Source organism: Paraburkholderia sp. BCC1884 (assembly GCF_900996225.1).
In the GTDB taxonomy this organism is placed as follows: Bacteria; Pseudomonadota; Gammaproteobacteria; order Burkholderiales; family Burkholderiaceae; genus Paraburkholderia.
In genome coordinates this window covers 640,000-666,335 of the sequence record NZ_CAAJGL010000079.1, presented here as the reverse complement: position 1 = coordinate 666,335, position 26,336 = coordinate 640,000, and the positions used below count along the sequence as shown (strand labels likewise).

General features: G+C 64.1%; 25 protein-coding genes. 6 read left to right on the top strand and 19 right to left on the bottom strand.

What is annotated here, in order from left to right; genetic code table 11:
* Nucleotides 1-327: 327 nt before the first annotated feature.
* Nucleotides 328-624, bottom strand: a complete 297-nt coding sequence (locus tag FQ705_RS18400) for a YciI-like protein (RefSeq protein WP_144143458.1) — start codon at nt 622-624, stop codon at nt 328-330.
* A 449-nt stretch (nt 625-1,073) separates the two neighbouring features.
* Here FQ705_RS18400 and FQ705_RS18395 point away from each other — a divergent pair, with 449 nt between their 5' ends.
* From FQ705_RS18395 to FQ705_RS18385, 3 genes are all read left to right on the top strand, one after another.
* Nucleotides 1,074-1,370: a PsiF family protein gene (locus FQ705_RS18395; RefSeq protein ID WP_144143457.1), complete on the top strand. Its 297-nt coding sequence runs from the start codon at nt 1,074-1,076 to the stop codon at nt 1,368-1,370.
* A 250-nt stretch (nt 1,371-1,620) separates the two neighbouring features.
* A complete protein-coding gene (locus FQ705_RS18390) occupies nt 1,621-2,070 on the top strand; it encodes a hypothetical protein (RefSeq protein ID WP_144143456.1) in 450 nt (149 codons plus the stop codon).
* 403 nt (nt 2,071-2,473) lie between these two features.
* On the top strand, nt 2,474-3,061 hold the full coding sequence (locus tag FQ705_RS18385) for a YSC84-related protein (RefSeq protein ID WP_144143455.1): 588 nt from the start codon (nt 2,474-2,476) through the stop codon (nt 3,059-3,061).
* Between the two features lie 123 nt (nt 3,062-3,184).
* Here the strand turns inward: FQ705_RS18385 and FQ705_RS18380 are convergent, their stop codons facing one another.
* The 11 genes from FQ705_RS18380 to mltG form a co-directional block, all read right to left on the bottom strand.
* Nucleotides 3,185-4,252, bottom strand: a complete 1,068-nt coding sequence (locus FQ705_RS18380) for a glycosyltransferase family 4 protein (protein ID WP_144143454.1) — start codon at nt 4,250-4,252, stop codon at nt 3,185-3,187.
* Nucleotides 4,253-4,460: 208 nt separating this feature from the next.
* Nucleotides 4,461-5,627 carry an AAA family ATPase gene (locus FQ705_RS18375; protein ID WP_144143453.1) on the bottom strand — a complete coding sequence of 389 codons (1,167 nt, stop codon included), beginning with the start codon at nt 5,625-5,627 and terminating at the stop codon, nt 4,461-4,463.
* Nucleotides 5,628-5,700: 73 nt separating this feature from the next.
* On the bottom strand, nt 5,701-7,113 hold the full coding sequence (gene otsA, locus FQ705_RS18370) for an alpha,alpha-trehalose-phosphate synthase (UDP-forming) (protein ID WP_144143452.1): 1,413 nt from the start codon (nt 7,111-7,113) through the stop codon (nt 5,701-5,703).
* 188 nt (nt 7,114-7,301) lie between these two features.
* The gene (locus FQ705_RS18365) at nt 7,302-8,537 is read right to left on the bottom strand and encodes a mechanosensitive ion channel family protein (RefSeq protein ID WP_144143451.1); all 1,236 of its coding nucleotides are present in this window, start codon (nt 8,535-8,537) and stop codon (nt 7,302-7,304) included.
* A gap of 394 nt (nt 8,538-8,931) precedes the next feature.
* Nucleotides 8,932-9,288, bottom strand: coding sequence for a Rap1a/Tai family immunity protein (locus FQ705_RS18360; protein ID WP_144143450.1), 357 nt, complete (start codon nt 9,286-9,288; stop codon nt 8,932-8,934).
* A 188-nt stretch (nt 9,289-9,476) separates the two neighbouring features.
* Nucleotides 9,477-10,241: an ankyrin repeat domain-containing protein gene (locus tag FQ705_RS18355; RefSeq protein WP_144143449.1), complete on the bottom strand. Its 765-nt coding sequence runs from the start codon at nt 10,239-10,241 to the stop codon at nt 9,477-9,479.
* A gap of 52 nt (nt 10,242-10,293) precedes the next feature.
* On the bottom strand, nt 10,294-11,085 hold the full coding sequence (locus FQ705_RS18350; RefSeq protein WP_144143448.1) for a TatD family hydrolase: 792 nt from the start codon (nt 11,083-11,085) through the stop codon (nt 10,294-10,296).
* Between the two features lie 33 nt (nt 11,086-11,118).
* Complete coding sequence (locus tag FQ705_RS18345) at nt 11,119-11,643, bottom strand: GNAT family N-acetyltransferase (protein ID WP_144143447.1); 525 nt, start codon at nt 11,641-11,643, stop codon at nt 11,119-11,121.
* 115 nt (nt 11,644-11,758) lie between these two features.
* The gene (locus FQ705_RS18340) at nt 11,759-12,793 is read right to left on the bottom strand and encodes a DNA polymerase III subunit delta' (protein WP_144143446.1); all 1,035 of its coding nucleotides are present in this window, start codon (nt 12,791-12,793) and stop codon (nt 11,759-11,761) included.
* A 94-nt stretch (nt 12,794-12,887) separates the two neighbouring features.
* Nucleotides 12,888-13,508 carry a dTMP kinase gene (gene tmk / locus FQ705_RS18335; protein WP_144143572.1) on the bottom strand — a complete coding sequence of 207 codons (621 nt, stop codon included), beginning with the start codon at nt 13,506-13,508 and terminating at the stop codon, nt 12,888-12,890.
* Nucleotides 13,508-14,518: an endolytic transglycosylase MltG gene (mltG, locus tag FQ705_RS18330; protein WP_144143571.1), complete on the bottom strand. Its 1,011-nt coding sequence runs from the start codon at nt 14,516-14,518 to the stop codon at nt 13,508-13,510. Before mltG ends, tmk begins: the two co-directional genes overlap by 1 nt.
* A gap of 78 nt (nt 14,519-14,596) precedes the next feature.
* On the opposite strand from mltG, the gene FQ705_RS18325 reads away from it, so the two are divergent.
* On the top strand, nt 14,597-15,640 hold the full coding sequence (locus tag FQ705_RS18325; RefSeq protein ID WP_144143445.1) for a YgfZ/GcvT domain-containing protein: 1,044 nt from the start codon (nt 14,597-14,599) through the stop codon (nt 15,638-15,640).
* A 91-nt stretch (nt 15,641-15,731) separates the two neighbouring features.
* Nucleotides 15,732-16,577: an NRDE family protein gene (locus FQ705_RS18320; protein WP_144143444.1), complete on the top strand. Its 846-nt coding sequence runs from the start codon at nt 15,732-15,734 to the stop codon at nt 16,575-16,577.
* Between the two features lie 10 nt (nt 16,578-16,587).
* Here the strand turns inward: FQ705_RS18320 and FQ705_RS18315 are convergent, their stop codons facing one another.
* From FQ705_RS18315 to FQ705_RS18300, 4 genes are all read right to left on the bottom strand, one after another.
* Entirely contained in the window at nt 16,588-17,547 is a 960-nt protein-coding gene (locus FQ705_RS18315; protein ID WP_144143443.1) for an alpha/beta hydrolase, read from the bottom strand.
* A gap of 7 nt (nt 17,548-17,554) precedes the next feature.
* On the bottom strand, nt 17,555-18,454 hold the full coding sequence (locus tag FQ705_RS18310; RefSeq protein ID WP_144143442.1) for an SDR family oxidoreductase: 900 nt from the start codon (nt 18,452-18,454) through the stop codon (nt 17,555-17,557).
* A gap of 91 nt (nt 18,455-18,545) precedes the next feature.
* Nucleotides 18,546-19,544, bottom strand: a complete 999-nt coding sequence (locus tag FQ705_RS18305) for an NADP-dependent oxidoreductase (RefSeq protein WP_144143441.1) — start codon at nt 19,542-19,544, stop codon at nt 18,546-18,548.
* A gap of 60 nt (nt 19,545-19,604) precedes the next feature.
* A complete protein-coding gene (locus tag FQ705_RS18300) occupies nt 19,605-20,090 on the bottom strand; it encodes a PaaI family thioesterase (protein ID WP_144143440.1) in 486 nt (161 codons plus the stop codon).
* A 317-nt stretch (nt 20,091-20,407) separates the two neighbouring features.
* Between FQ705_RS18300 and FQ705_RS18295 the strand changes: the two genes are divergently transcribed.
* Nucleotides 20,408-21,031: an LEA type 2 family protein gene (locus tag FQ705_RS18295; protein WP_260854555.1), complete on the top strand. Its 624-nt coding sequence runs from the start codon at nt 20,408-20,410 to the stop codon at nt 21,029-21,031.
* Nucleotides 21,032-21,143: 112 nt separating this feature from the next.
* On the opposite strand, the gene FQ705_RS18290 is transcribed toward FQ705_RS18295, so the two are convergent.
* The 3 genes from FQ705_RS18290 to FQ705_RS18280 all read right to left on the bottom strand — a co-directional run bounded on the left by FQ705_RS18290 (nt 21,144) and on the right by FQ705_RS18280 (nt 26,322).
* Entirely contained in the window at nt 21,144-22,322 is a 1,179-nt protein-coding gene (locus tag FQ705_RS18290; protein WP_144143439.1) for an acetyl-CoA C-acyltransferase, read from the bottom strand.
* An 85-nt stretch (nt 22,323-22,407) separates the two neighbouring features.
* Nucleotides 22,408-24,492 (bottom strand): 3-hydroxyacyl-CoA dehydrogenase NAD-binding domain-containing protein, encoded by a 2,085-nt coding sequence (locus FQ705_RS18285; RefSeq protein WP_144143438.1) that lies wholly within the window; start codon nt 24,490-24,492, stop codon nt 22,408-22,410.
* Between the two features lie 153 nt (nt 24,493-24,645).
* Complete coding sequence (locus tag FQ705_RS18280; protein ID WP_144143437.1) at nt 24,646-26,322, bottom strand: 3-(methylthio)propionyl-CoA ligase; 1,677 nt, start codon at nt 26,320-26,322, stop codon at nt 24,646-24,648.
* Nucleotides 26,323-26,336: the final 14 nt, after the last annotated feature.

The following is a 26,336-nucleotide window of genomic DNA, read 5'->3' as shown; positions in this document are numbered from 1 at the left end:
GGATAGAAACAATCTTGTCCTTTTGGCTGCGTTATTTATCGTATTGCTGTAACAGAAGCCCTTGCGGTTTGGACGCCAGAATGCGTTATTGCACAGCACAACAAGCGCTAACCATGCTGAATGGCTTTTAGGAATTCGATGCAGGCGTGGAGCGTGTTTTTGAAGCGATTCCGATCGATCGCGCTCACGTGCCCGAGGTGTCACGGAGTGGCGACCGGATAAGTCAATACGCATCGCAGGAGCAAGGCCGTCATCGCGCGCGAGTGAGGTTCGTGACGGCCGCTTGCGTAGCGAGCAAAGGGGCATCGATACGGATGCGGCTGGCGTCTAGCGCGTCGGCCTCGCGGCGCCCTCGCCCACGACCGTCATCCACTCGCGCACGCGCCAGCGGGTCACCAGCCCGGCGAGAACATACGGATCGGCCTTGGCAAAGGCTTCGGCGGCTGCGCTGGACTCGCCCGTGAAAAGCAGGACGGCGCCGTCCGTGGGTTCGATCAGCGCGCCGCCGAGCAATAGCTCCCCGCGCTCCACTGCGGCCCACGCGAGCGTCAGATGAGCGTCGCGATAGGCGCCGCGCCGTTCGACATAGTCGGGAACCAGGTCGTACATCAACAGATAGTGCATGGAGAGCCTCCTTCGGTTTGAGGAATCAGCAGCGGCGCCACGCGCCCGCATCGTGCTACCACGTCAATATTACTCATGGCATGCGAGTTGGGATTTTCTGCCGATTTACTATTCAGGTGCACCCGCAGCAATGCCGAATGCATTTAAGCATTCTTATCGCTGGATTCGAATGGAGAAACCGTAATTCAATTGGGTCGATTTCATCGATTGATCTGGAATGCATATCAAATTTCGATAGCATTTCCATTCGCCCGTTTCAAACAGCGGCGACCCGGTTGACGCCGCCGGCTCAGGGAAAACGAGCGTCGGCAGTCTGTCAACCGGACTGCCCTTTTGTCCGTTCTGGCAGATAGCATTTGCCATAATGGGTACGCCGAGGGGCCCTGGATGCCGTTGACGCCCACGCGCATGAACGACCAAAAACGTTTTCACCACCGATGGAGTGTCACATGAAAATCCAATCCGCAATCGCTACGCTCGTGCTCGGCGCCGTGCTGGTTTCGCCGGCGTTCGCGCAAAACAGTCAGCAGACGAAAATGGCCGACTGCAACAAGCAGGCCGCCGACAAGAAAGGCGACGATCGCAAGGCCTTCATGAAGACGTGTCTGTCGGCCAAGCCGGCCGCCGCCGCGCCGATGAGCCAGCAGGACAAGATGAAGGCGTGCAACACGCAGGCCACCGGCAAGAAAGGCGACGATCGCAAGGCCTTCATGAAGAGCTGCCTGTCGTCCGCCCCGGCGAACTGAGCGAGTCGAAGCGCGCCGCGCGACTTCAGCGCGGCGCCACGCTTCGCCGCGCTCGATCCGGCCCGCGCCGGAACCCGGCGCGGGGCTTACCCTATCTCGGCCCCTTCACCGCCCACGCGCGCTCGCGCCACTCGCCCGAACCCGCCATTTTTCTTCTATGATGGCTGCGGAGACGGCCCACCCCCCTATACAACATTAGACGGGCCGCCATCTTGTCGTTCGTGCTGCAGAGCATCGATCGGAGGCAAGGATGGTATCGAAGCATAAAAACCGCTGGCTGAGGCGGTGGCTGGTCGTCATCGTATTCTGGGCCGTACCCGTGGCGATCGTGGCGGTGAGCGAAATCCGCGAGGAAATGGCCTATAACGCCGTCGACCTCAACCGCGAGCTGACCACCTGGAATCTGACCGGCGCCCAACGCGCGGCAGGCGCAGCCGCGCGCTGCCATGGCGAGCCCGACGAAGCGCGCGCCGCCGGTTGCCCGGCCGACGTGCTGGCCGCGAATGCGGCGCGCCAGCAGGACGCCCGCAACGAATACAGCGTGCGCCGATCCACTTTGATGTCTTATCTCTGGCATGCGTTCGTCGGCTACTGGATCGTGCCCGCGGTGATCCTGTTCCTGATCGGTGTCGTGATCGGCATGGTGCGCCGTGCATTGCGGCGGCCACCGCCGGTGAAGAGCCCCGCCAATCATGGGTGATCCGATCCAGACGGAATTGGGCCACGCGCGCCCCATTGCGTGCCGATGCGATATGCGGCGTCCGTGCAACACTTTTCGTTCGATTTCAGCGATGCAGTGCATTTGGCGCATCGGTAAAAACGGATGAGCCAGCGTGCTCGCAAACGGTGTTCGTCGGCCGAGGGATCCTTCGGCGAGAAGACGGGCGTAGCCGTTCCAAAGCGCGGCCCAAGCGGCGTTTCGCGCTGGCCTGCGGCAGGTCAAAGTTACTGCACCGAGTCTTACGACTTGCCGCAAAGCCCCGCCCTGCAAGGCTTTTCGCCTGCCGATCAAACGCACCTTTTACGCTTTCCTGTGATATAACTTAAAAGCAACCCGGCAACAGACACCGAGGTTGCGCCCCGGAACCATACGGAGAAAAACGATGCAAAGACGAAACTTCATGCTGAAGACTACCGCTGCGCTCGCTTTCGGAGGCCTTGCACTCGCTGGTTGTACGACCAACGGCAGCAACCACGACACCCCTTCCACCGATTCATCGAAACGCCAGTCGATCGACGCCAGCGTCGACGGCACCATGTCGCGTCTGTTCACCACCGTGCAGGGTTCGCGCGAGCTGGTTTCCAAGGCGCGCGGCGTGCTGGTGTTCCCGTCGGTCCTGCAGGCCGGCTTCATCGTCGGCGGTCAGTACGGCGAAGGTTCGCTGCGCGTGGGCGGCGGCACGGTCGGCTACTACAGTACGATTTCCGGTTCGTTCGGCCTGCAGGCAGGCGCGCAGTCGAAAGCCATCATTTTCCTGTTCATGACGCAAGACGCACTGGACAAATTCCGCAATGCCGACGGCTGGTCGGTCGGCGGCGACGCCTCGGTGGCGCTGGTGAAAATGGGCGCAAACGGCGCAATCGACACGACTACGGCCACCGCGCCGGTCGAAGTGTTCGTGCTGACCAATGCAGGTCTGATGGGCGATCTGTCGCTGTCAGGCACCAAGGTATCGCGCCTGAAAATCTGATAGTCCGGTTATCGGTCTGGCGAGGCTGCGGGGCGTGCCTGTGTTCCGTCCGAAGCGGTCATGAAAAAGCGGCGATGTGCATTGCACATCGCCGCTTTTTTTATGCTGCCGGCGCCACGCGACTCAACTGCCGGACGTGTCGATCACCTTGAAGCGCGAGCGCTTCTGCGCACGAATCACCGACTGGTAAGCGTCGACATACTGCTGCGCCATGCGATGCGAAGTGAAGCGCTCTTCGAAGCGCTTGCGCACGGCCGCACGCGGCATCTTATGCAGGCGGTTGACCGCCGCCACCGCGCCGATCTCGTCTTCGACGATAAAGCCCGTGAGTCCTTCCTCCAGCACTTCCGGCACCGAACCGCGATTGAAGGCGATCACCGGCGTACCACACGCCATGGCCTCGATCATCACGAGGCCGAACGGCTCCGGCCAGTCGATCGGAAACAGCAACGCATGCGCGCCGGACAAAAATTCGGCCTTCTGATGATCCGCGATCTCGCCAATGAATTCGACGTAGGGCAAGTCCAGCAAAGGACGAATCTCGCGCTCGAAGTACTCGCGGTCGGCCGTGTCCACTTTCGCGGCGATACGGATCGGCATGCCGCAGCGCCCGGCAATGCGGATCGCGGTATCGACGCGCTTCTCAGGCGAAATCCGGCCGAGGAACGCGAGGTATTTCTGCTCGACCGGTTGCGGGGTATAAAGCTGATCCGGCAGGCCATGGTAGACCGTGGTCAGCCATTTGGCCTGCGGCAGCGGATGACGTTGCGCATTCGAGATCGAAATCACCGGCGCCGTGTTGAAGGTGTCGAATACCGGCTGTTGTTCCGGCAGGTCGAGACGGCCGTGCATCGTCGTCACGAAAGGCGTGTCCTGACGCTTGAAGACCGAGAACGAGTAGTAGTCGAGGTGAAAATGCAGCACGTCGAAATTCTCGGCCTGGCGGCGCACCAGTTCCATCAGCAGCATGTGAGGCGCGACGCGGTCGCGAATGCCCGGGTCCAGACGCAGCGCGCGCGGCCAGACCGGTTCGAGCTTCGCGCTCGTCACCGAGTCGCCGCTCGCGAACAACGTCACGTCGTGGCCCAGATCGACCAGCGCTTCGGTGATGTAGGACACGACGCGTTCCGTGCCGCCATAGAGCTTGGGCGGCACCGATTCGGTCAAGGGGGCGATCTGCGCAATCTTCATATTGTGTCTCCGTGAACTGACGGCTTGCGCCTGGGGCGGTGCGCGTCAGCGGCGCCGAGTATGACAGTGCCAGCCCGCGATTCCAGGCGGTGCACCACCGGCATCCCAGCATTATTCACCACGTACCGGCAAAAAGCCCTTCGTCTTGCATTTGCTCGGCGCTGTTACAGTTAGCTTACATCCCACCGGCGCGACCGTACCGCGCCAATCAACGCGCCGGCCACTTCCACGGCGGCAGATCGCGATCGTCCGCGTCGGCGATACGGGTCGCGCCGAAGTGCTTCTCGAGCACGATCGACTGACTCTCTTCCTCGCGTTCGAGGGCCGCGATCAATCGTGCCGCGTGCGACACGACCAGTACCTGCGAATGCGCGGACGCACGCGCGATCAGGCGGGCGAGCGCCGGCAGCAAGTCGGGATGCAGACTCGTCTCCGGTTCGTTGAGGACCAGGAGCGCGGGCGGCCGCGGCGTCAACAGCGCGGCGACCAGCAAGAGATAGCGCAAGGTGCCGTCGGACAACTCCGCGCCTTTGAGCGGACGCAGCAGACCGTGCTGATGCATCACCACTTCGAAGCGGCTGTCGTGTGTCGCGACATCCAGACGCGAGCCGGGAAAGGCGTCGTCGATGGCGGCGTCGAGCGCGTTCGGGTCGCCGATTTCGCGGATGGTTTGCAAGGCCGCCGCGAGGTCCGCGCCGTCGTTGGCGAGCACCGGCGTGTGCGTGCCGATCTGTGGCAGGCGCGCGGCCGCCTCGGCGTCGGTGCGGAAGTGGTCGTAGAAACGCCACGAGCGGATCTGCTCGCGCACGGTAATCATTTCGGGCGCGGTGCGCGGGTCGGAGAACTCCGTCATCATGCTGTCGAAACTGGCGACGGGCTGGGGAACGGTCTGCCAGTCGCCTTGCTCGTCGCGGGTGCGCAGCACCGCGCCCTGGCGGTCGACCAGCAGCGCCGAAGGCCGCAGCACCGGACCGCTCCAGATGCACTCGCGTTTGATGGTGGGGTCGAGCGGAAAACGCGTTTCACGATCCAGCGGCGGCAAACCGAGATCGATCGCATAACTGAACGCCTCGCTGGCGAAACCCAGCCGCAGGCTCACCGGATCCTTGCGACGCGTGCCCTCGACGGGCGCCTCGCCCGCCAGCACCGCCCGCGAAAACCGTTCCGGCCCGGCCCACAAGGTGGATGGCAAACCGCCCTCGCGCGCGAGCGACGTGATCACTCCGCCGCGCGCCGTTTCGGCCAGCAGACGCAGCGACCGATAGACGCTCGATTTGCCGCTGCCGTTCGCGCCCGTGATGACATTCAGGCGCCCGAGCGGCACGATCAACTCGCGCAGCGACCGGTATCCCGCCACCGCCAGCGTGGTCAGCATGCGACCGTGCTTCGTGCGCCGGCGGCACGAGCGGCCATGCTACTCAAAGCGGCGGCTTCGGCCAGCAGTCCCATCACTTATGGCCGCCGCCCTTGCCGGGCTTCTGCACGGGCACGCTGCGCAGATCGCGCAGAAAACTGTCGCGCCAGACGCCGAGATCGTTCTTGCGCAGCGCCGCCATATTGATCTCGTGACGCCGCTGACGCGCGTCGAGCGGCATCTGCAACGCGCGTTGCAAGGCCTCGCACATGCCGATTGCGTCGTGCGGATTGACCATCAACGCGCCGCTCAACTCGGCCGCGGCACCCGCGAACATCGACAGCACCAGCACGCCCGGGTCGTCGGGATTCTGCGCCGCGACGTATTCCTTCGCGACCAGATTCATGCCGTCGTGCAAGGGCGTGACGAAACCGATCTGCGATTCGCGGAACAGCGACATCAGCTTCCAGCGGTCGTACTGCTGGTTCAGATAGCGGATCGGCGTGTAGTCGAGGCCCGAGTAACGACCGTTGATGCGCCCTGCTTCGTACTCCAGATCCTGACGGATCTTCTGATAGGTGGCGACGTCCGAACGCGTGGGCGGTGCGATCTGCACCAGCGTGACGTTGCCGCGCCATTCGGGCGAGCGCTCCAGCAGTTGTTCGAACGCGCGAAAGCGCTCGACGAGGCCCTTCGAATAATCGAGCCGGTCGACACTCATGATCAGCTTGCGGCCTTCCAGGCTCTGCTTGAGGTCGAGCACGTGCTGACGGCTTTCGTAGCGCTTGGCCTGTTCGGCGATTTCGTCCGGAAACACGCCGATCCGGTAGACGCCGGTGCGCAGCTTGCGGCCGAACACTTCGACGAGACCATCCTTGCTGACCGTGCCGCGCGCGTGGCGGGCCACGTAGTCGTGAAACGCCTCTTCGTCGGTGGCGGTCTGGAAGCCCAGCAGGTCATAACACGAGAGCGACTTCACCAGTTCTTCGTGCGGTGGGATGTTGAGCAGGATCTGCGGCGCGGGAAACGGAATGTGCAGGAAAAAGCCGATGCGATTCGTGATGCCTTCGTTGCGCAGCGCTTCGGCGAACGGGATCAGGTGATAGTCGTGAATCCAGATCACGTCGTCGGGTTCGAGCAGCTTGATCAGCTTGTGCGCAAGCCATGCGTTCACGCGCCGGTAGCCCGCGTATTCTTCGCGCTCGTAGCGCGCCAGATCGTTGCGATAGTGGAAGACCGGCCATAACGTGGCATTGGAAAAGCCGCGATAGTACTGGTCGTAGTCCTTGCGCGTGAGGCCGACGGTCGCGAAGGTCACCGCGCCGTCCTGTTCCAGCGTCGGCCCGGCGTTGGCGACGGTCTCGCTCACCACGTCGCCGCTCCAGCCGAACCATACGCCGCCCGCATCCTTGAGCGCGCCGAATACGCCGACCGCGAGTCCGCCCGCTGATCCTTTGGTTTCCGTCGGCGTTGCGACGCGATTCGACACGACGATCAGTCGACCCATAGTGCTGTCCTCCTTGGTTCGCGTGGCGCGGGCGGGTGACTCGGCATTCAGATGTTGGCAGGCTTTCGCACGCTGCTCGCGACGAGCATCCGAAACAGAATAATGCGCCCGGCCGCGCCGGATTCGTAAGTAAGTGGACGGTTCGACCGCTTTAGTGCCCGATCAGTTGCATGGATTTACAGGCCGGCCTACGCCTTTTCCTTTTCGTTGACGCTCGCCCTCGGCGCCGCCTCCACCGCTTGCGGCCGTCCCACCCGGCTTGCCACCGGATCGGCTTCGGTATGCGCGGCGGTACTGCCGGCGGGCGTCTGCGCGCCGCGCGGCACCCAGTCGAGCGGCTCGCCGTTGCCGTTTTCCAGTTCCGCCGACACCTCCGCGCGCGCCCGCGGCAAGAACTGCGGATAGTGTTGCTGGATGAAATCGAGCAGGCCCTCGCGCACGCGGCAGCGCAGGTCCCAGTTGAGGCCCGAATCGAGCGAACTGACGAGTGCGCGCAACTGCATGGAGCGCTCGGTGCCGTCGGTGACCTGCAGGACCTGCACGCGGCGATCCCACTCCGGCGCGTCTTCGACGATGCGCGCGAGCTCCTCGCGCAGCGGCGCAAGCGGCATCCGGTAATCCACATACAGAAACACCGTGCCGATGATCTGCGAACTGCTGCGCGTCCAGTTGGAGAACGGGTTTTCGATGAACCATTGCAGCGGCACGATCAGCCGGCGCTGATCCCAGAGGCGCACCGAGACATACGTACCGGTAATTTCCTCGATACGTCCCCACTCGCCCTGAATGACGACGACATCGTCGAGACGGATCGGCTGCGACAGCGCGATCTGCAAACCGGCGATCAGATTGCCGAGCACCGGCCGTGCCGCGATACCGGCGACCAGACCGGCGACGCCAGCAGACGCCAGCAGACTCGCGCCGATCTGACGGACATTCGGAAAGGTCATCAACGCGCCGCCCACGCCGACGATCACGATCACCAGCATCACCGAGCGCGCCAGCACGCGCGCCTGGGTGTGGATGCGGCGGGCCTGCAGATTGTCGGCGGTATCGAGCGGATGGGCCTGAATGATGGCCTCGCCGATGGCCGCCGCCGAGCGTACCGATAGCCACGTCAGTGCGCCGATCAGCGCGATTCCGGCGACGTCGCGCAAGGGCGTGATGAAGGTGAGTTCGTCCGGCGCTTCCGACCACACGGCCTCCAGAGCGAGAATCACGAGGACGAACAGCGACGGTTTGTCGATATAGCGCAGCACCACGCTCGTGAGCGGATACGGCCGCGCGATGCGCGTCACGATGCGTGCGCCGATCCGATGGACGCCCATGGCCAGCACCACCGCGATGACCGAGACGATCAACGCGCCGAGCCAGGTGTGCAGGGGCGCTTCGGCGATGCGGTTGAGGTCGTCGAGAGTCGGCATGGGAGCATGGTCCTCTGGGGCTGGGCGGTGGACGGAAGCGGCAAGCCTGATGCGTAGCCGCGAGATGGTGTAGTGCCTGGTGCAACGTGCGAGGCGCGCTGTACGCGGGCCGTGAGCGGCGGATTGCCAGATCCGCCTGCGCCGCTCGAAATGGCCGCCGCCGGACGCCCTGAAGGCGATCGCGCATTGCATGCTGCGCGGCGCTCTGCCGGGCGCACTCCCGGCCCGGCACGCGCCGAACCGACACGCGGAGATAAAGCCGGCCCGGACAGCTCCGACGCCTGCGTCGGCCCGAGCCAATTCCTGCTTTTACAACCCGCTGAGCGCCTCGCGCCCGGTGTGGAGCGCCTCGCCTCAGCCGTGGGTCGACACGTCGATCAACCCGACCGCCGACTCAGTTCCCGCTCCGGCAAGGAAACGCTTTACCGAGTCCCAGCGAGATCGCCGTGCTGGCGTTGTAGCCCGCCACGATCGGATTTTCGGCGATGTATTTGCGCACCGCATCGGTCAACTGCGCCGAGCGTGCGTCCTGCGGCAAACAGAAGTACTGGCCGACGCGTGGCCCGGTGGTGCCGCCGATCGCGTCGATGGTGTTGAAGATGCCGTCGGCGGCGCCTTCGATATAAGCGGCACACGCGCTACGCGATGCCACATCCGTCTTGGTGCACAGCTTGTTGAGGTCGCCTCCCGTAAACGCGGCGGCCGATAGCGGTACGGCAAGCGCGCTGGCGAAAATCAAAGCCCGCAGCATGGTGTTCCTTTCCAGGGTCGTTTATCAGGCGGTCTGTTGCCGCATCCGGACGGCACGCCAAATAGGGGCGCGCCAAGTCGTCATTCTGCACTGTTTTGCGAAGCCGCAGCGTGTGTGCAGCCGCTATCTTCAGGCTATTTCGCGGCAATCCCGGGCCGGCGACCCGCCGCCCCGGAGCGCGAGTCCATTTACTTCGGTTGCGTCTGCTGCAAGCGGGCCGTCAGCCCTTCGACGACGTCCGGCTCTTTGTACGTCTTCGCAAAATCGAGCGCCGTCATGCCGATCTGATTTTTGACCGTCAGATCCGCGCCGTTGTCGAGCAGCAGTTTCACCGTCGACACGTGACCGCCGCGCGAGGCCATCATCAGCGGCGTGGTGCCGTTCGGCGAACCGGCGTCGACGTAGGCCGAGTGGTCGAGCAGTACCTTGACCACGTCGTCATGGCCGTTTGCGGCCGCGTAGTGCAGCGGCGCCCAACCCTTCTTGTTGACTTCGGCGTCTTTCGCGATCAGCAGATTGACGAAGTCGAGGTCGCCATTCAGCGCGGCCATCATCATCGCGTTTTCGCCGGCCTTGTCCTGGATTTCGATGTTGGTCTTCGGATTGGCGACCAGTGCAGCGCCCACCTTGTCCGACTTCTCGCGCGCGGCCAGCACCAGCAGCGGAATGCCCTGGTTATCCACGCTGTTCGGGTCCATGCCTTTGGCGAGGAGCTTGTTGACACTGTCGACGTCGTCGAACTTGACCGACTTGATCAGCGAGTCGATCGGCGCGGCATGCGCCGGCGACGCAACCAGCGAACCCAGCGCGGCGCAAGCCAGCGTCGCGGCAAAGCCGAGGCGCGACGCCGCGCGACGGACCGAAGCGATCCAGCCGCGCGCCGTCGTGCTGGCGGCTGCCGGGATGGCCGGAGCCGCTTGAAACGCTGAAATCGACATCGAAATTTCTCTCATATTTTGCTTTAGGAAACGTCCCTATCCTTTTGATATTTATCGACTTTGATTATCACGCACCGGCTGGCACAGGAATCTTGAAGAGTCGAAAGAAATTTTGCGTGGTCGCGGCGGCCAGCGCCGTGTCCGGCATCTCGCGCTGCTGCGCAATGAAGCGTCCGACATAACTTACGTACGCAGGTTCATTGGGTTTGCCGCGATATGGCACGGGCGCGAGGTATGGCGAGTCGGTTTCGATCAGCAAGCGCTCGAGCGGTACGCGGCGCGCGACGTCCTGCACATCGGTCGCGCTCTTGAACGTGACGATGCCCGACAGCGAAATGTAAAAATTTTGCGCGAGCGCCTGCTCGGCCACCGCCCACGGCTCGGTGAAGCAATGCATCACGCCACCCGGCTCGCTCGCGCGCTCCTCGGCCATGATGCGCAGCGTATCTTCCGACGACGAGCGCGTGTGAATGATCAACGGCTTTTTCGTCGCATGCGCGGCACGGATATGGGTGCGAAAGCGCTCGCGCTGCCATTCCATGTCGGCGATGCTGCGGCCTTCGAGACGGTAATAGTCGAGCCCCGTCTCGCCGATCGCCACCACCTTCGGATGCCCGGCCAACTCGATCAGCTCGGCGAGACTCGGCTCGCGCATGTCCTCGTGATCGGGATGCACGCCGACCGACGCGTACACGTTCTCATGCTGGCTGGCGATCGCCAGCACGGACGGCAGCGTCTCCAGATCGACCGAGACGCACAGCGCGTGCGTGACCGAATGGCTGCGCATGTTCTCGAGCACCTGCGGCAGGCGGTCGGCGAGTCCTTCGAAGTTGATATGACAGTGCGAGTCGACAAACATGGTGGTGTCCTGCGAATGAATGGCTTGGATGAATCAGGCGGCGGCCTTGCCCGCGTCGAGGCGCTTGCCGAGAATCACCAGATCGCGCTCCACGCCGTCGAGCACGGCCACGCGCGGCAGCGACCCCCAAGTGTCGAATCCGAAGCCGCGGAACAGGCGCAGGCTCGCATCATTGTGGCCGAAGATAAAGCCAAGCACCGTGTCGATACCGAGCGCCGGCGCTGCCGCGAGCGAAGCCGCCAGCAGTTGTTTGCCGAGCCCTCGGCCGCGCGCGCTTTCGTCGAGATAGATGCTGACTTCGGCGGTGCGCAGATAGGCCGGACGGCCATAGAAGTCCGAAAAGCTCAGCCACGCGATCACGCGGCCCGGCTGTTGCGAATCCTCCACCACCCACAACGGACGCTTCGCCGGCCCATGCGCGTGAAACCACGCCAGACGGCTTTCGACGCTCACCGGTTCGAGATCGGCGGTCACCTGGCGCGACGGCACGGTCGAATTGTAAATGGCGACGATGGTGGGCAGATCGTCGAGCGTGGCATCGCGGTAGGAAAGGCTCATGGTGCTTTGACGTGAGATAAAGCGCCGCTGGCAGCGCGGCATGGGGCAAGACGGCGTGGACCAGGCGACCCGCACGGAACGGCGGACGTGCCGTGCAGGCGCCGCTCAGGAAGACTTAAGCGAACAGCTCGCGATAACCGATAAACAGTTCCTCGAACACCAGCCGGGCGTTCAGCGGATGGTTCTCGACCGCGCGCTGGCGCGTCACCGTGCGCATGAAGCGCGCAAATGCACTGGCGTCCGCCTGCGACGCGCAGCGCGTGAGCGCCGCCGAAGCCTGCGGAAAATAACGCGGCGCGCCGGCGGTGCGCTGCGCCAGCAGATCGTACATCCAGCGTTGCAGCCAGCCCAGCACCAGCGGTACGGGCAGCTTCTGCAGCGCCTCGCCGCAGGCGAAGGCGTCGCACTGCGGACCGGCGGCGAGTTGCTTCAGGGTCCAGTCGCGCAGCGTGCGGTTTTCGTCGCTGGCAAGTGCGAGGGCCGCGAGCGGCGCGCCGCCGGCTTCGGCGAGCAGCGCGGGCGCTTCGGCGACGCCCTGGGCTTTTAGCCACGCGGTCGCGACCTCGGGTGCGGGCAGCGTCATCGGCCATTGGCGGCATCGGCTGATGATGGTGGGCAGCAAACGGTCAACACGCGCCGACACCATCAGGAACACGACGCCCGCAGGCGGCTCTTCCAGCGTCTTGAGCAACGCGTTGGCGGCGGCGATGTTCAGGCCTTCCGCCGGATACAGCACCACCACGCGCGCGCCGCCGCGATGCGAACCGACGCCGACGAAGTCGAGCAAGCCGCGAATCTGCTCGATCTTGATTTCCTTGCTGGGCGCGCGGGTCTTCTTGCCTTCGTCGGCGTCGGCCTTCTCGGCTTTTTCGTCGGCGGCGTTGTTCAGACCGGCTTCGGCGGCCAGCGCCTCGGGCACGACGATCCGGTAGTCGGGGTGATTGCCCTGCCTGAACCAGTTGCACGCCACACATGTGCCGCACGGCTCGCCATTGGGCTGCTGCGCTTCACACAGCAAACCTTGCGCAAGGTGCTGCGCAAAGCGCAGTTTGCCGATGCCCGCCTGGCCATGCAGCAACAGGGCGTGCGGCCAGTGGCCGCGCAATTGCTGAAGGCGCTTCCAGTCATCGGCTTGCCACGGATAAATCATCGTTTCTCTTTGAAATCAATCGGTTGACAGTTCTTTGCGAGGTGTCGCAAGAACTTGGTGTGCCGTTATAAATCGAATTTATATTCTTTAATAATCAAAGGACTGCAATCAGCTCTTCAAGTTGTTTCTGAATTCGCGCAATGCTCTGCGAAGAGTCGATGATAGCGAACCGGTACGGCGCTTCCTCGGCGCGGCGCAGATATTCGGCGCGCGTGCGGTTGAAAAACGCCACGGATTCGCTCTCGAATCGGTCCGGATCGCGCGCTGCGCTGCGTCGTTCGTCGGCGATCGCCGGATCGAGATCGAACAGCACCGTCAGGTCAGGCTGGAATCCGCCCTGTACCCAGCGCTCCAGCGTTTCGAGCTTGTCGCGCGGCAGTCCGCGGCCGCCGCCCTGATAGGCGAAGGTCGCGTCCGAAAAACGATCCGACAACACCCAGTCGCCGCGCGCGAGCGCCGGCTCGATCACCTCGGCCAGATGCTGGCGACGCAACGCGAACATCAGCAGCGCCTCGGTTTCGAGGTCCATTTTCTGATGCAGCACGATCTCGCGAATCTGCTCGCCCAGCGAGGTGCCGCCCGGCTCGCGCGTCATCACGACGGCGCGTCCGGTGCTCGCGACCTTCGCTTCGAGGCGCTCGCGAAACCAGCTGAGATGGGTGGTCTTGCCCGCCCCGTCGATGCCTTCAAACGTTATGAATTTGCCCCGCGCCATCATTGCCCTCGAATGTATTTGTCCACGGCCTTGTTGTGATCGCCGAGGGTGTCCGAAAAGATACTGCTGCCGTCGCCGCGCGATACGAAATACAGCGCGGTGGATTGCGCCGGGTTCATCGCCGCCTGCAGCGATGCGACACCGGGCAGCGAGATGGGCGTAGGCGGCAACCCCATCCGGGTGTAGGTATTGTAGGGAGTGTCCGTTTGCAGGTCTTTCTTCCGGATGTGGCCGGCGTAGCTGTCGCCCATGCCGTAGATCACGGTCGGGTCGGTCTGCAGCGGCATGCCCACCCGCAGACGGTTCGCGAACACCGCCGCCACCATTGGCCGGTCCGATTTCTTGCCGGTTTCCTTTTCGATGATGGATGCCATGGTCAGCGCGTCGTACGGCGTCTTGTACGGCAGATTCGGCGAACGCGCGAGCCAGGCTTCGTCGAGCCGCTGCCGCATCAGATGATAGGCGCGACGGTACACGTCGAGATCGCTGGTGTTCTTGTCGAACAGGTAGGTATCGGGGAAAAACAGCCCTTCGCCATTGCCGATCGACGCTTCCGGCGCGCCGATCGCGTTCATCAGATCGGCGTCGCTCATGCCGGCGGTGTCGTGCTTCAGCGCCGGATTGGCGTCCAGCTCCGCGCGCATGCGCTTGAAGGTCCAGCCTTCGATGATGGTCGCCACGTACTCGTTCACGTCGCCGCGAGCAATTTTTTGCAGCACTTCGTACGGGCTCACGCCGGTCTTGAACTCGTAGTTGCCCGATTTCAGTTCGCTTTGCAGCCCGAGCAGCCGCGTCATGATGACGAACAGCTCCGGCTCGACCGGCACACCGCCGCGATTGAGCTGCAGCGTGACGCTGCGCAGGCTGCTGTGCGGTTTGACCGTGACGTCGAGTTGCGCGGGGTTCAGATCGAGCGGGCTGTTGGCCCAGTGGTAACCGCCGGCAATTGCGGCTGCGGCCAGCACAACGACGATTGCGCCGGCGGCGAAACATTTCTTCAAGAGGGACATGCGAAACGTGGCAGGGTTGGACTGCATATAATACTTGTTTGCCTTAGCTAAAGTCAGAATTGACTGTTCCCGGAATCCATGAACACACCGCTCGCTACCGCTTCAGGCACTGCCCAAGTCCCCGCATTGCCCATCCTGCCGCGTCCCTCGGCCGATGAATTCGACGCCGTCGTCCAGCACGGCGCCTACATGCCGCTGACGCAGTTCGGTGTGATCGACGCAACCGGCGACGACGCAGCGAGCTTCCTGCACGGTCAGCTGACCAACGACACCCAGCACCTCGACGCCGCCAACGCGCGGCTGGCCGGCTACTGCTCGGCCAAAGGGCGGCTGCTCGCGTCGTTCCTGAGCTGGCGCAGCGGCGACACGATTCGCCTGCTGGTGTCGAAAGACGTGCAGGCGGCGGTGCAGAAGCGTCTGTCGATGTTCATCCTGCGCGCCAAAGCGAAACTCGTGGACGCGAGCGGCGAGCTGGCGGTCGTCGGTCTGGCCGGCGACGTGCGTCAGGCGCTCTCCGGTGTGTTCGACGCGTTGCCCGACGGCGTGCACGTCAAGGTGGACGGTGCGGCGGGCTCATTGATTCGCGTGCCGGATGCGCTCGAGCGTCTGCGGTACTTGTGGGTCGGCCCAAAGGCGCAGGTCGACGCGCTTCTGCCGCTGCTGGACGAGAAGCTCAAACGCGTGTCGCCGGCGGTGTGGGACTGGCTCGACATCCGCGCGGGCGAGCCGCGTATCACCCAGCCGGTGGTCGAGCAGTTCGTGCCGCAAATGGTCAATTTCGACGTGCTCGGGGCGGTGAATTTCCGCAAAGGCTGCTATCCCGGTCAGGAAGTGGTCGCGCGCAGCCAGTATCGCGGCACGATCAAGCGGCGCACGTCGCTTGCCAACGTGGCCGGCGAGCTGGAAACGGTCAAGGCCGGCGCGGAACTGTTCCATTCGGACGATCCGGGCCAGCCGTGCGGGATGGTGGTGAACGCGGCCTCGGCGCCGGAGGGCGGCGTCGATCTGCTGGTCGAGATCAAGCTCGCGGCGCTCGACAACGGCTCGGTGCATCTGGGCGCGGCCGATGGCGCCCCGCTTCGGTTCATTGCCTTGCCGTATGGGCTGCCGACCGAAGTTTGAGCGGCGCACGCGACCTGGCGGCGCTGCGGCGCCGCTTTTTTCCGGGCGCTGCAACTTCTATTTCAACACCCCCACCGGGAGACGCGCCCCGATGTGCCTGATTGTGTTCGACTGGCGGCCCGATACGATCGACGGCCCGCTTTTCACGCTCGCCGCGAACCGCGACGAATTTTTTCGCCGTACGGCCGAGCCGATCAGTTGGTGGCACGACGCGCCTGCCGTGCTGGCCGGCCGCGATCTGGTCGGCGGCGGCACGTGGCTGGGCCTGTCGCGCAGCGGCCGGTTCGCCGCGCTGACCAACTATCGCGCGCCGCACGAGATGCGCGCCGACGCGCCCACCCGCGGCACGCTCGTGAGCGACTGGTTGAACGCAACGGCCACAGCCCCGAACGGCACCTCACTCGACACCCCGCTCGCCTACCTGCAGCAGGTTGCGCAAACCGGCGACATCTACAACGGCTTTAATCTGCTGGTGGGTGACTGGACGCGCCGTGAGCTTGCCTGGTACTGCAACCGCTCCGAGCGCGCACCCGCGTTGCTCGAAGCCGGCACGCACGGCATCTCGAATGCGGTGCTCGACACACCGTGGCCAAAGCTGGTCAAAAAACGCGCCGAACTGGGCGCGCTTCTCACCCGCGAGTCGCTACCGCCGCTCGACAGTCTGATCGATCTGATGCGCGATCCGCGTCTGGCCCGCGACGACGAACTGCCGTCCACCGGCATTCCGCTCGAACGGGAACGGGCGTTATCGGCGGCTTTTATCGAAACGCCTGAATATGGCACGCGCGGCACGACCGCCTTACGTGTCACGGCACATGGCGACGTGATCAGCGCGGCGATTGCCGAGCGTAGCGACGACAACGGCTCGCACCGACTGGTGCGTCCCGGCGATTTCGAGCGCAGCTTCGCCTTCAATATCGAACGCGAAATCGCCTAGCGGTTCGCGCTTACCCTGTGCCGAACGCTGCGCGCAGCGCTGCGGCGGCATCTGCGTGGGCCTGCGCCACTTCGGGCACGAAGGCGCCCATCTTGAAGAACTCGTGGATCATGCCCGGATAGCGTTGGAGCGCGACCCTGTTGCCGAGCGCGCGCAGCTTTTGCGCGTAGGCGTCGCCCTCGTCGCTCAAGGGATCGTATTCGGCCGTCGCGATCCAGGCCGGCGCAACGCCGCTGAAGTCGGGCGCGCCGCGTTGGCCGTCGAGCGGCGCGAAACGCCAGTCGTCGCGATCACGCAGCTCGCGCACGTACTGGTTGAAGAACCATTGGATCGTGTCGCTGGACAACAAAAACCCGCTCGCGAGCCGCGCGTGCGAATCGCTTTGCTGATACCCGCTTGTGCCCGGATAAATCAACAGTTGCAGCGCGAGCCGGATCCCGGCGTCACGTGCCAGCACCGCGCATACCGTCGCGAGCGTGCCGCCTGCGCTGTCGCCGCCCACGGCGAGCCGCGCGGCATCAATGCCGTACTCCGCCGCGTGCGTGTGCAGCCAGCTCAGGGCATCGAACGCATCGTCGACCGCGGTGGGAAAGCGGTATTCCGGCGCGAGCCGGTAGTCCACCGACAACACCGCGCAGCGGCCGTCGCGCGCGAACATCCGGCACAGCGCGTCGTGCGTATCGACGCTGCCTACCGTGAAGCCGCCGCCGTGGTAATAGACCAGCGCCGGCAACGGTTCGGCCCAGCTCGGTTCGACCGGCTGATACAGACGCGCGCGAATCGTCGCGCCATCGCGCACCGGCACTTGCAAGTCGTCGATCGAGAACATCGGCGCGCTCGGGATCTCGAGGATCGGCGCGCTTTTTTCGTAAGACGCGCGCGCCTGTTGCGGCGACATGTCGTGAAGCGGCGGGCGTTTTGCCCGCGCGATCATGTCGAGTACCTGCTCGATCTTCGGATTCAGCGGCATGCTGCGTCTACGCCTCTTTTTTGACTTCTGGCTTTAGCGACATCGGGTCCGTGGGATTGCGCAGATGCTCGATATCCTCGTGGCGCATCTCCACGGTCGCCATGATGCCCGGGTGCGTGATGATGTAGAAGCGTCGCGCGGCAATCGCTTCGAACGTGATGTCGGCGACATCGGCGGCGCTCAGCTTGCCCGATTGCACCGCGCGATGCAGTTGCTTGCCCGCGGCGATCTGCGAGCGCGTCGGGCCGCTATCGTTGCGTAACGCCGTGGGGCGCGCGCGTTCTGCGTTGGCGATACCGGTCGGCACGAAGGCCGGACATAGCAGCGAACAGCTCACCGGTGCGCCCTCGCCGCCTTGCGCCGCCTGTCCCGTCTGTGCGAGTTGCAGGTCGTGAAAAAGCGTCTCGGTGAGCGACACCACCGCGTGTTTCGACGCGTTATAGATGCCCATCGCGGGCGGCGACAGCAACCCCGCCACCGACGCCGTGTTGACGATATGCGCGGGCTCGTTCTGCGCCAGCATGATCGGCGTGAAGACGCGCACGCCGTGCGCGACGCCCATCACATTGACACCGAACACCCACGACCAGTCGTTGACCGAGCTTTCCCAGAGAAAACCGCCCGACCCCACGCCCGCATTGTTGAACAGCAGATGCACTTTGCCGAACGCGTCGAGCGCCGCTTGCGCGAGCGCTTCGACCTGAGCCGCGTTGGCCACGTCGGTCGGCACGCCGATCGCCTCGGCGCCCGCTGCGCGCAATGCCTCGACGGTTTGCACGAGCGCCTCGGGGTTCACGTCCGCCAGCACGAGTTTCATGCCGAGCGACGCCCCCTTGCGCGCAAACTCGCGGCCAAAACCGCTGGCCGCGCCGGTGATCACCGCCACCTTGCCTGCGAATTCGAACATCCTGTGTCTCCAGAGTTGAACGGCTAGTCGCGAAAGTTCAGTGAATGCTCAGTAAATGTTCAGCGTGCGTCTGCGGCGAGCGCCGTCGCGCTCAGATCAGTTTCACGAGCTGCTTGCCGAAGTTCTTGCCCTTCAGCAAACCGATGAACGCCTCGGGCGCCGCTTCGAGTCCCTCGGCGATGGTCTCGCGATATTGGAGCTTCTTCTGTGCGACCAGCGTGCCCAGTTGCTTGAGCGCTTCGGGCCACACGTCCATGTGTTCGCTGACGATAAAGCCCTGCACCAGCAGCCGCTGCGTGAGCATCAGCGACGGATTCCTGAGTGGCATCGGCTGGCCGTCGTAGCCCGCGATAAAACCGCACAGCGCGATACGGCCGAACGCGTTCATGCGCGCGAGTGTCACGTCGAGCACTTCGCCACCCACGTTTTCAAAGTAGCCGTCCACGCCGTCGGGCGTCACGGCCTTGAGGTCCTGATACAGATTGCCGGCCTTGTAGTCGACGCAGGCGTCGAAGCCTAACGTCTCGACCACGTAGCGACACTTCTCGGCGCCGCCCGCAATTCCGACGGCGCGCGCACCGGCGAGCTTCGCCAGCTGACCCACCACGCTGCCCACCGCTCCGCTGGCTGCGCTGACCACCACCGTCTCGCCCGCCTTCGGCGCGATGATCCGGTTCAGCCCGTACCACGCGGTCACGCCCGGCATGCCGACCGGCCCCAGGTAAGCGGATAGCGGCACATGGGTGACGTCGACTTTCTGCATACCCGAGCCGTTCGAGGTGCCGTACTCCTGCCAGCCGAAGATGCCGACCACCTTGTCGCCGACCGCGAATTTCGGATTCTTCGACTCGACCACTTCGCCGGTCGTGCCGCCGATCATCACTTCATCGAGCGCTTGCGGCGCGGCATATGACTTACTGTCGTTCATGCGCGCGCGCATATACGGATCGAGCGACAGGAAGTGATTGCGTACGCGCACTTCGCCGTCGGCGAGCGGCGCGAGCGGGGTTTCCACGAGCCGGAAATTGTCGGGCGTGACAGCGCCTTGTGGACGCGAAGCCAGCACGAGTTGCCGGTTGATCTGTGTCATGCGATCGTCTCCATAGTGGCCGATGTGATCGGCGAATAGTTCGAAAAAAAGCTGCGCGACTCAGCCGTCGCTCGGGCCGGGTTTCGCCGACGGGTCGCTACGCAAACGCTGCTGCGTCACGTCGCGGCCCACGGCGAGGCGCCGCATGTATTTGAAAGTGCCGAGCGCCTTGGCGACGAAGTGGCCTTCGCTGTCGCGAATCTCGCCTTCGCAGTAGGCCATCGTGGTCGAGCGGTGCAGCACGCGGCCGGTGGCGCGCAGTTCGCCGCGGCCCGGCTGCATGAAGTTGACTTTCATCTCGACGGTCACCACGCCGACGCCGTCGCCGGCCAGACTGCGCGCGGCCATCGCCAGCGCGACGTCGGCGAGCGTCATGGTCACGCCGCCATGGGCGACGTCCCATGTGTTCATGTGATCCGGCTGCAGCGGCAGCACGACCTCACTGACGCCGTCGGCCGCGCTCAGCAACTGCGCGCCGAGCCGGTCGACGAAAGGGCTTTCAGGCAGCGAGGCGCTGCGGGTTGGGGATGCAGATGAGTCGGTCATTGCAGTTTTCGGGTTCGGAGTCCACAGAGGGAAGCTGATGCATTGCTGTCTTTTCCACGCCGTGAGCGCAGCAGGAAATGATACCCGCTATGGCGTTTGTGCATGGGCGGCCAGCCGCGCCGCCAGTCGCCCAGCCTGCACACTGCCTGGAGCCAGCGTGCGCCGAACAGCCGGCTGGCGAGTAGATTCGCCGGATCGCGCAACGGTTCGGCTGTCGTATCAAAACGCGATCGCGGCGTGCTACCTGAAGCGCGACTTGTCGGGCCACGCCTGCCGGTACAATGCATCACCATTGCGCTCGCCTCGAGGTGCCGGTCATGTCCATTGCTCGCGTGCTGCTGTCCCGCCTGATGTGCCGTCTGCCTCTGCTTCTGTCTTCTCGTCTGCCCTCGCGTCTGCTGGCTCGTTCGGTTTCCCGTCCGGGTTACCGCCTGCATTTCCGCTCGAATTTCGCCCGCTTGCCTCGCCACTTCGCCGGGCTGGCCGCCGTCCTCGCACTGGCCACGCTGAGCCTCACAGGCTGCGCCGGATGGTTCGGCACCGATCCCGTGCGCGTGAGCGTCGCCGGCATCGAGCCGATCGACGGCCAAGGCCTTGAAATGCGTTTCAACGTCAAATTGCGGGTGCAGAATCCCAACGAGTCCGCCGTCAGCTTCGACGGCGTGTCGCTCGATCTCGATCTGAACGGCAAGTCCTTTGCGAGCGGCGTCAGCGATCAGAGCGGCACGGTGCCGCGCTACGGCGAAACCGTCGTCAACGTGCCGCTGACCGTGCCGGCCTTCGCCGCAGTTCGCCAGGCCTTTGCTTTCGCAGGCGTGGCGCAGTCCGGACAGATTCCCTACACGTTGCGCGGCAAGCTCGCGAGCGGTTTGACCGGCACGACGCGCTTCGTCGATCAGGGTACGTTGAGCCTGCCCGCCCTCGGCATGGCGCTGCCGTGATGTCCCCATTGCTGGTCCACCTGAGGCGCGGCGGATAAAAACAAAGGCTGCCGGTTCAGCGCCTTTGCGCCGAACCGTGCAACCCTCGTCGTTCATCTGCGTGCGCGCCGGATCACACTACCTCGAACAGACCCGCCGCGCCCTGCCCGCCGCCGATACACATCGTCACCACCACGAGCTTCGCGCCGCGCCGTTTGCCTTCGATCAGCGCATGACCGGTCAGGCGCGCGCCCGACACGCCATACGGATGGCCGACCGCAATCGCGCCGCCGTTCACATTCAGACGGTCTTGCGGAATACCGAGTTTGTCCGCGCAATACAGCACCTGCACGGCGAACGCTTCGTTGAGTTCCCACAGGTCGATGTCCGCGACCGTCAGGCCCGCCTGCTTCAGCAACTTGGGCACGGCGAACACCGGACCGATACCCATCTCATCCGGCTCGCAACCGGCCACTGCGAAGCCGCGGAAAATGCCGAGCGGTTGCAGGCCTTCACGCTCCGCCACCTTCGCGTTCATCACCACGCAAGCGGACGCGCCGTCCGAAAACTGGCTCGCGTTGCCTGCCGTGATGACGCCGCCGGGCAGCGCGGTGCGGATCTTCGACACGCCTTCGAGCGTCGTGTCGGCACGAATGCCTTCATCGCCGCTGACGGTCACTTCCTTCGTGAAGAGACGGCCCGTTGCCTTGTCGGCGACGCCGGCGAGCACCGTCAAGGGCACGATTTCGTCCTTGAATTTGCCGGCTTCGAGCGCGGCTGCCGCACGTTGTTGCGAGCGCGCGCCGTATTCGTCCTGACGTTCCTTCGAGATCGAGTAACGCTTGGCGACGTTTTCCGCCGTCTGCAGCATCGACCAGTAGATTTCCGGCTTGTTCCTGCTGAGCCAGCCTTCGGTCAGCATGTGCTGGTTCATCTCGTTCTGCACGCACGAGATCGACTCCACGCCGCCCGCGACGAACACGTCGCCTTCACCGGCGATCACGCGTTGCGCGGCGAGCGCGATAGTCTGCAAACCCGACGAGCAGAATCGGTTCACCGTCATGCCCGGCACGCTGACCGGCAGACCCGCGCGCAAGGCGATCTGCCGCGCGATGTTCATGCCCGTCGCGCCTTCCGGGTTGGCGCAGCCCATGATCACGTCTTCGATGCGCGCCGGATCGAGCTTCGCGCGTTCGACGGCGGCCTGGGTAACGTGGCCGCCGAGCGTCGCGCCGTGCGTCATGTTGAAACCGCCGCGCCAGGATTTGGCGAGCCCCGTCCGGGCGGTCGATACGATTACGGCGTCAGTCATGCAAATCTCCTGTGTCGGCGGCGCAGCGCCATTGCCGGGCGCGCCGCCTCATTCATGTCACTCGAGTGGTCTTCAGCCTCAAGGCTCAGCCGTTGAAGCCGCGCCCCTTGGCCGCCAGTTCCACGATGCCCGGCGCAAGCTGCCACGCGTCGCCATTGGCGCGCGACGCATAGCGGCGAATCGCGCGCTCGACGTTGTAGAGCCCGACCGTATCCGCGTAAAGCATCGGGCCGCCGCGATAAAGCGGGAAGCCATAGCCGGTCAGATAGACCATGTCGATGTCCGACGCTTTCGAGGCAATGCCTTCTTCGAGAATCTTCGCGCCTTCGTTGACGAGCGCGAACACCAGACGTTCGACGATTTCCTCGTCACTGATCTTGCGACGCTCGACGCTGGCTTCCTTCGAGAACGCGACGATCATCTCGTCGACCAGTTTCGACGGATGCGCGGTGCGGTCGCCCGCCTTGTAGTCGTACCAGCCGCCGCCGGTCTTCTGACCGAAGCGGCCTGTTTCGCACAGGCGGTCGGCGATTTTCGAGTAATGCAGGTCAGGTTGCTCCTGATAGCGACGCTTGCGAATCGCCCAGCCGATATCGTTGCCGGCCAGATCGCTCATGCGGAACGGGCCCATCGCAAAGCCGAACTTCTCGATGGCTTTGTCGACTTGCGCGGGCAGCGCGCCTTCTTCGAGCATGAAAAGCGCCTGACGGATGTACTGCTCGATCATGCGATTGCCGATAAAGCCGTCGCACACGCCCGAGACCACCGCCGTCTTCCTGATCTTCTTGGCGAGCTTCATGACGGTGGCGAGCACGTCTTTGGCGGTGTCCTTGCCGCGCACGACTTCGAGCAGCTTCATCACGTTGGCCGGGCTGAAGAAGTGCATGCCGACCACGTCCTGCGGACGCTTCGTAAAGGCGGCGATCTTGTCGACGTCGAGCGTGGAAGTGTTCGAGGCGAGAATCGCGCCGCGTTTGGCAACTTCGTCGAGACGCTTGAACACCTGCTCTTTCACGCCGAGTTCTTCGAACACCGCTTCGACGATCAGGTCGGCGTTCTTCAGGTCGTCGTAGGACAGCGTGGGCGTGATCAGCGCCATGCGCTGTTCGAGCGCCTCGGGCTTGAGCTTGCCCTTGCTGACGTTGGCTTCGTAGTTCTTGCGGATCGTGGCGAGGCCGCGGTCGAGCGCGTCCTGTTTCGTTTCGAGCAGCGTGACGGGAATGCCCGCATTGATGAAGTTCATCGCAATGCCGCCGCCCATCGTGCCCGCGCCGATCACGCCGACCTGACTGATGTCGCGCACCGGCGTGTCGGCCGGCACATCGGGAATCTTGCTGGCCGCGCGTTCGCCGAAGAACGCGTGGCGCAGCGCATGGCTTTCCGGCGTCTGCACGAGCGCCACAAAGCAATCGCGTTCGAACGCGAGGCCTTTGTCGAAACCCTTCTGCACGCCCGCTTCCACCGCGTCAATACACTTTTGCGGCGCGGGGAAATTCTTCGCGACGGCCGCCACGCTATTGCGTGCGAACTGGATGAAACCCGCCGCGTTGGGATGCTCGATCTTGCGCTCGCGCACCTTCGGATGCGGGCCATCTTGCGCGCCGACCTTGCGGGCAAACGCGAGCGCCGCCTCGGCCAGATCGCCTTGCACGACTTCGTCGAAGAGGCCCGACTCGGCCAGTTTCTCCGACATCACCGGCGCGCCGGAGACGATCATATTGAGCGCGGCCTCAAGGCCAATAGCGCGCGGCAGACGCTGCGTGCCGCCCGCGCCCGGCAGAATGCCGAGCTTCACTTCCGGCAGCGCGATCTGCGCGCCGGATGCAGCGATGCGGTAATGCGCGCCGAGCGCCAGTTCCAGACCGCCGCCCATCGCGACGCTGTGAATCGCGGCGATCACCGGCTTCGCGCTGCTTTCCACGATCTTGATGACGGTGGCGAGCGTCGGCTCCTGGGTCGCTTTGGGCGTGTTGAATTCGGTGATGTCGGCGCCGCCCGAAAAGGCCTTGCCGGCGCCGGTCAGCACGATGGCCTTGATGGCCGGATCGTGCTGCGCGCGCTCGATGCCTTCGACGATGCCTGCTCGCGTCGACAGGCCGAGGCCGTTCACGGGAGGATTGTTCAGCGTGATGACGGCCACGCCGTCATGAGTTGTGTAGTCCACTGCCATCTGCCTGCCTCCATGCGATCCATGCAATAAGGCGGCGCCTTGCGCGCCGCCCATCCGGTTCATCGAGCCGGTTCTGCTACCGGCTCATTGTCGATCATTGTCCCGGGGTCAGCAGGCAGAATACACAAAAAAGCACGCTCGTTCAATTTATCGTTAGGCGGGGTTTCCCCTGGCAAGCGGACAGTTTTTTTCGTCCTCGAGTGCGGACGGCAAGACGTGCTCGCGGAACAGGTCGCGCAGTCTCAGCTTCTGCAATTTGCCGGTGGCCGTGTGCGGCAGTTCGTCGACGAACGCGACGTCGTCGGGAATCCACCATTTGGCGACCTTGCCGTCGTAGAACGCGAGCAGCTCCTCACGCGTCACCTCGAAGCCCGCGCGTTTGACCACCACGAGCAACGGCCGCTCGGTCCATTTCGGATGCGCGCACGCGATGCAGGCCGCTTCCGCCACCGCAGGATGGGCGATCGCGACGTTCTCGACATCGATCGAGCTGATCCATTCGCCGCCGGATTTGATGACGTCTTTCGAGCGGTCGGTGATGTTCAGGAAGCTGTCGGGGTCGATGGTGGCGACGTCGCCGGTCGGGAACCAGCCGTCCACGAGCGGCGAATCGTCCTTGCGGAAATACCGGTCGATCACCCACGGTCCACGCACGTGCAGGTCGCCGAATGCGACGCCGTCCCACGGCAGTTCGCGCCCGTCTTCGCCGACGATCTTCATATCGACGCCATAGAGCACATGCCCCTGCTTCTCCAGCAATTTGCGCTGCTCGGCGAGCGGACGTTGCGATTGTTCCCACGTCAGTTTCGAGAGCGTACCGAGCGGCGACATCTCGGTCATGCCCCATGCATGAATCACCTGCACGCCGTAGTCTTCCTCGAAGGTGCGCAGCATGGCCGGCGGACACGCGGAACCGCCGATCACCGTGCGATTCAACGACGAAAACCGCACGCCCGCCTCGCGCAGATAGTTCAGCAAGCCGAGCCACACGGTCGGCACGCCCGCTGAATAGGTGACGCGCTCGCCCTCCATCAATTCATAGAGCGACTTGCCGTCGAGGTCCTTGCCGGGAAACACCAGCTTCGCGCCGGTCAGCGGCGCGGCGTGGGGAATGCCCCACGCGTTCACATGGAACATCGGCACGACCGGCAGCACGCAGTCGCGTGCGGACAGGCTCATCGCATCGGGCAGCGACGCGCCGAAAGCATGCAGCACCGTCGAACGATGCGAATACAGCGCACCTTTCGGATTGCCCGTGGTGCCCGACGTATAGCAAAGGTACGAGGCCTGGCGTTCGTCGATATACGGCCAGTCGTATGCGCCGTCCTGCGTGGTCACCAGTGTTTCGTAGCTGAGCACCGGCGTTTGCATGACCGGCAGATGCGCTTCGTCGGTCAGCGCGATCCAGCCGCGCACCTTTGGACATTGCGACGCGAGGCAATCGACGAGCGGCGCGAACGTGATGTCGAACAGCACGTAGGCGTCGTCGGCGTGATTGATGATATAGGCGATCTGATCGGGAAAAAGCCGCGGATTGATCGTGTGGCAGACCGCGCCGAAACCCGTCGTGCCGTAGTACGCCTCCAGATGCCGGTAGCCGTTCCAGGCGAGCGTCGCCACCCGTTCACCCGGTTCGACGCCGAGCCCGATCAGCGCCTGCGCGAGCTGCTTCGCGCGCTTTTCGCAATCGCGATAGGTATAGCGATGCAGATCCCCCTCGATGCGCCGTGACACGATTTCGGTGCTGCCGAAATGCCGTGCGGCGTGTGAAAGCAACGAAGACACGGTGAGCGGCACATCCATCATCTGCCCAAAAAGCGGCGTCGTCATAAAGCGTGGTCTCC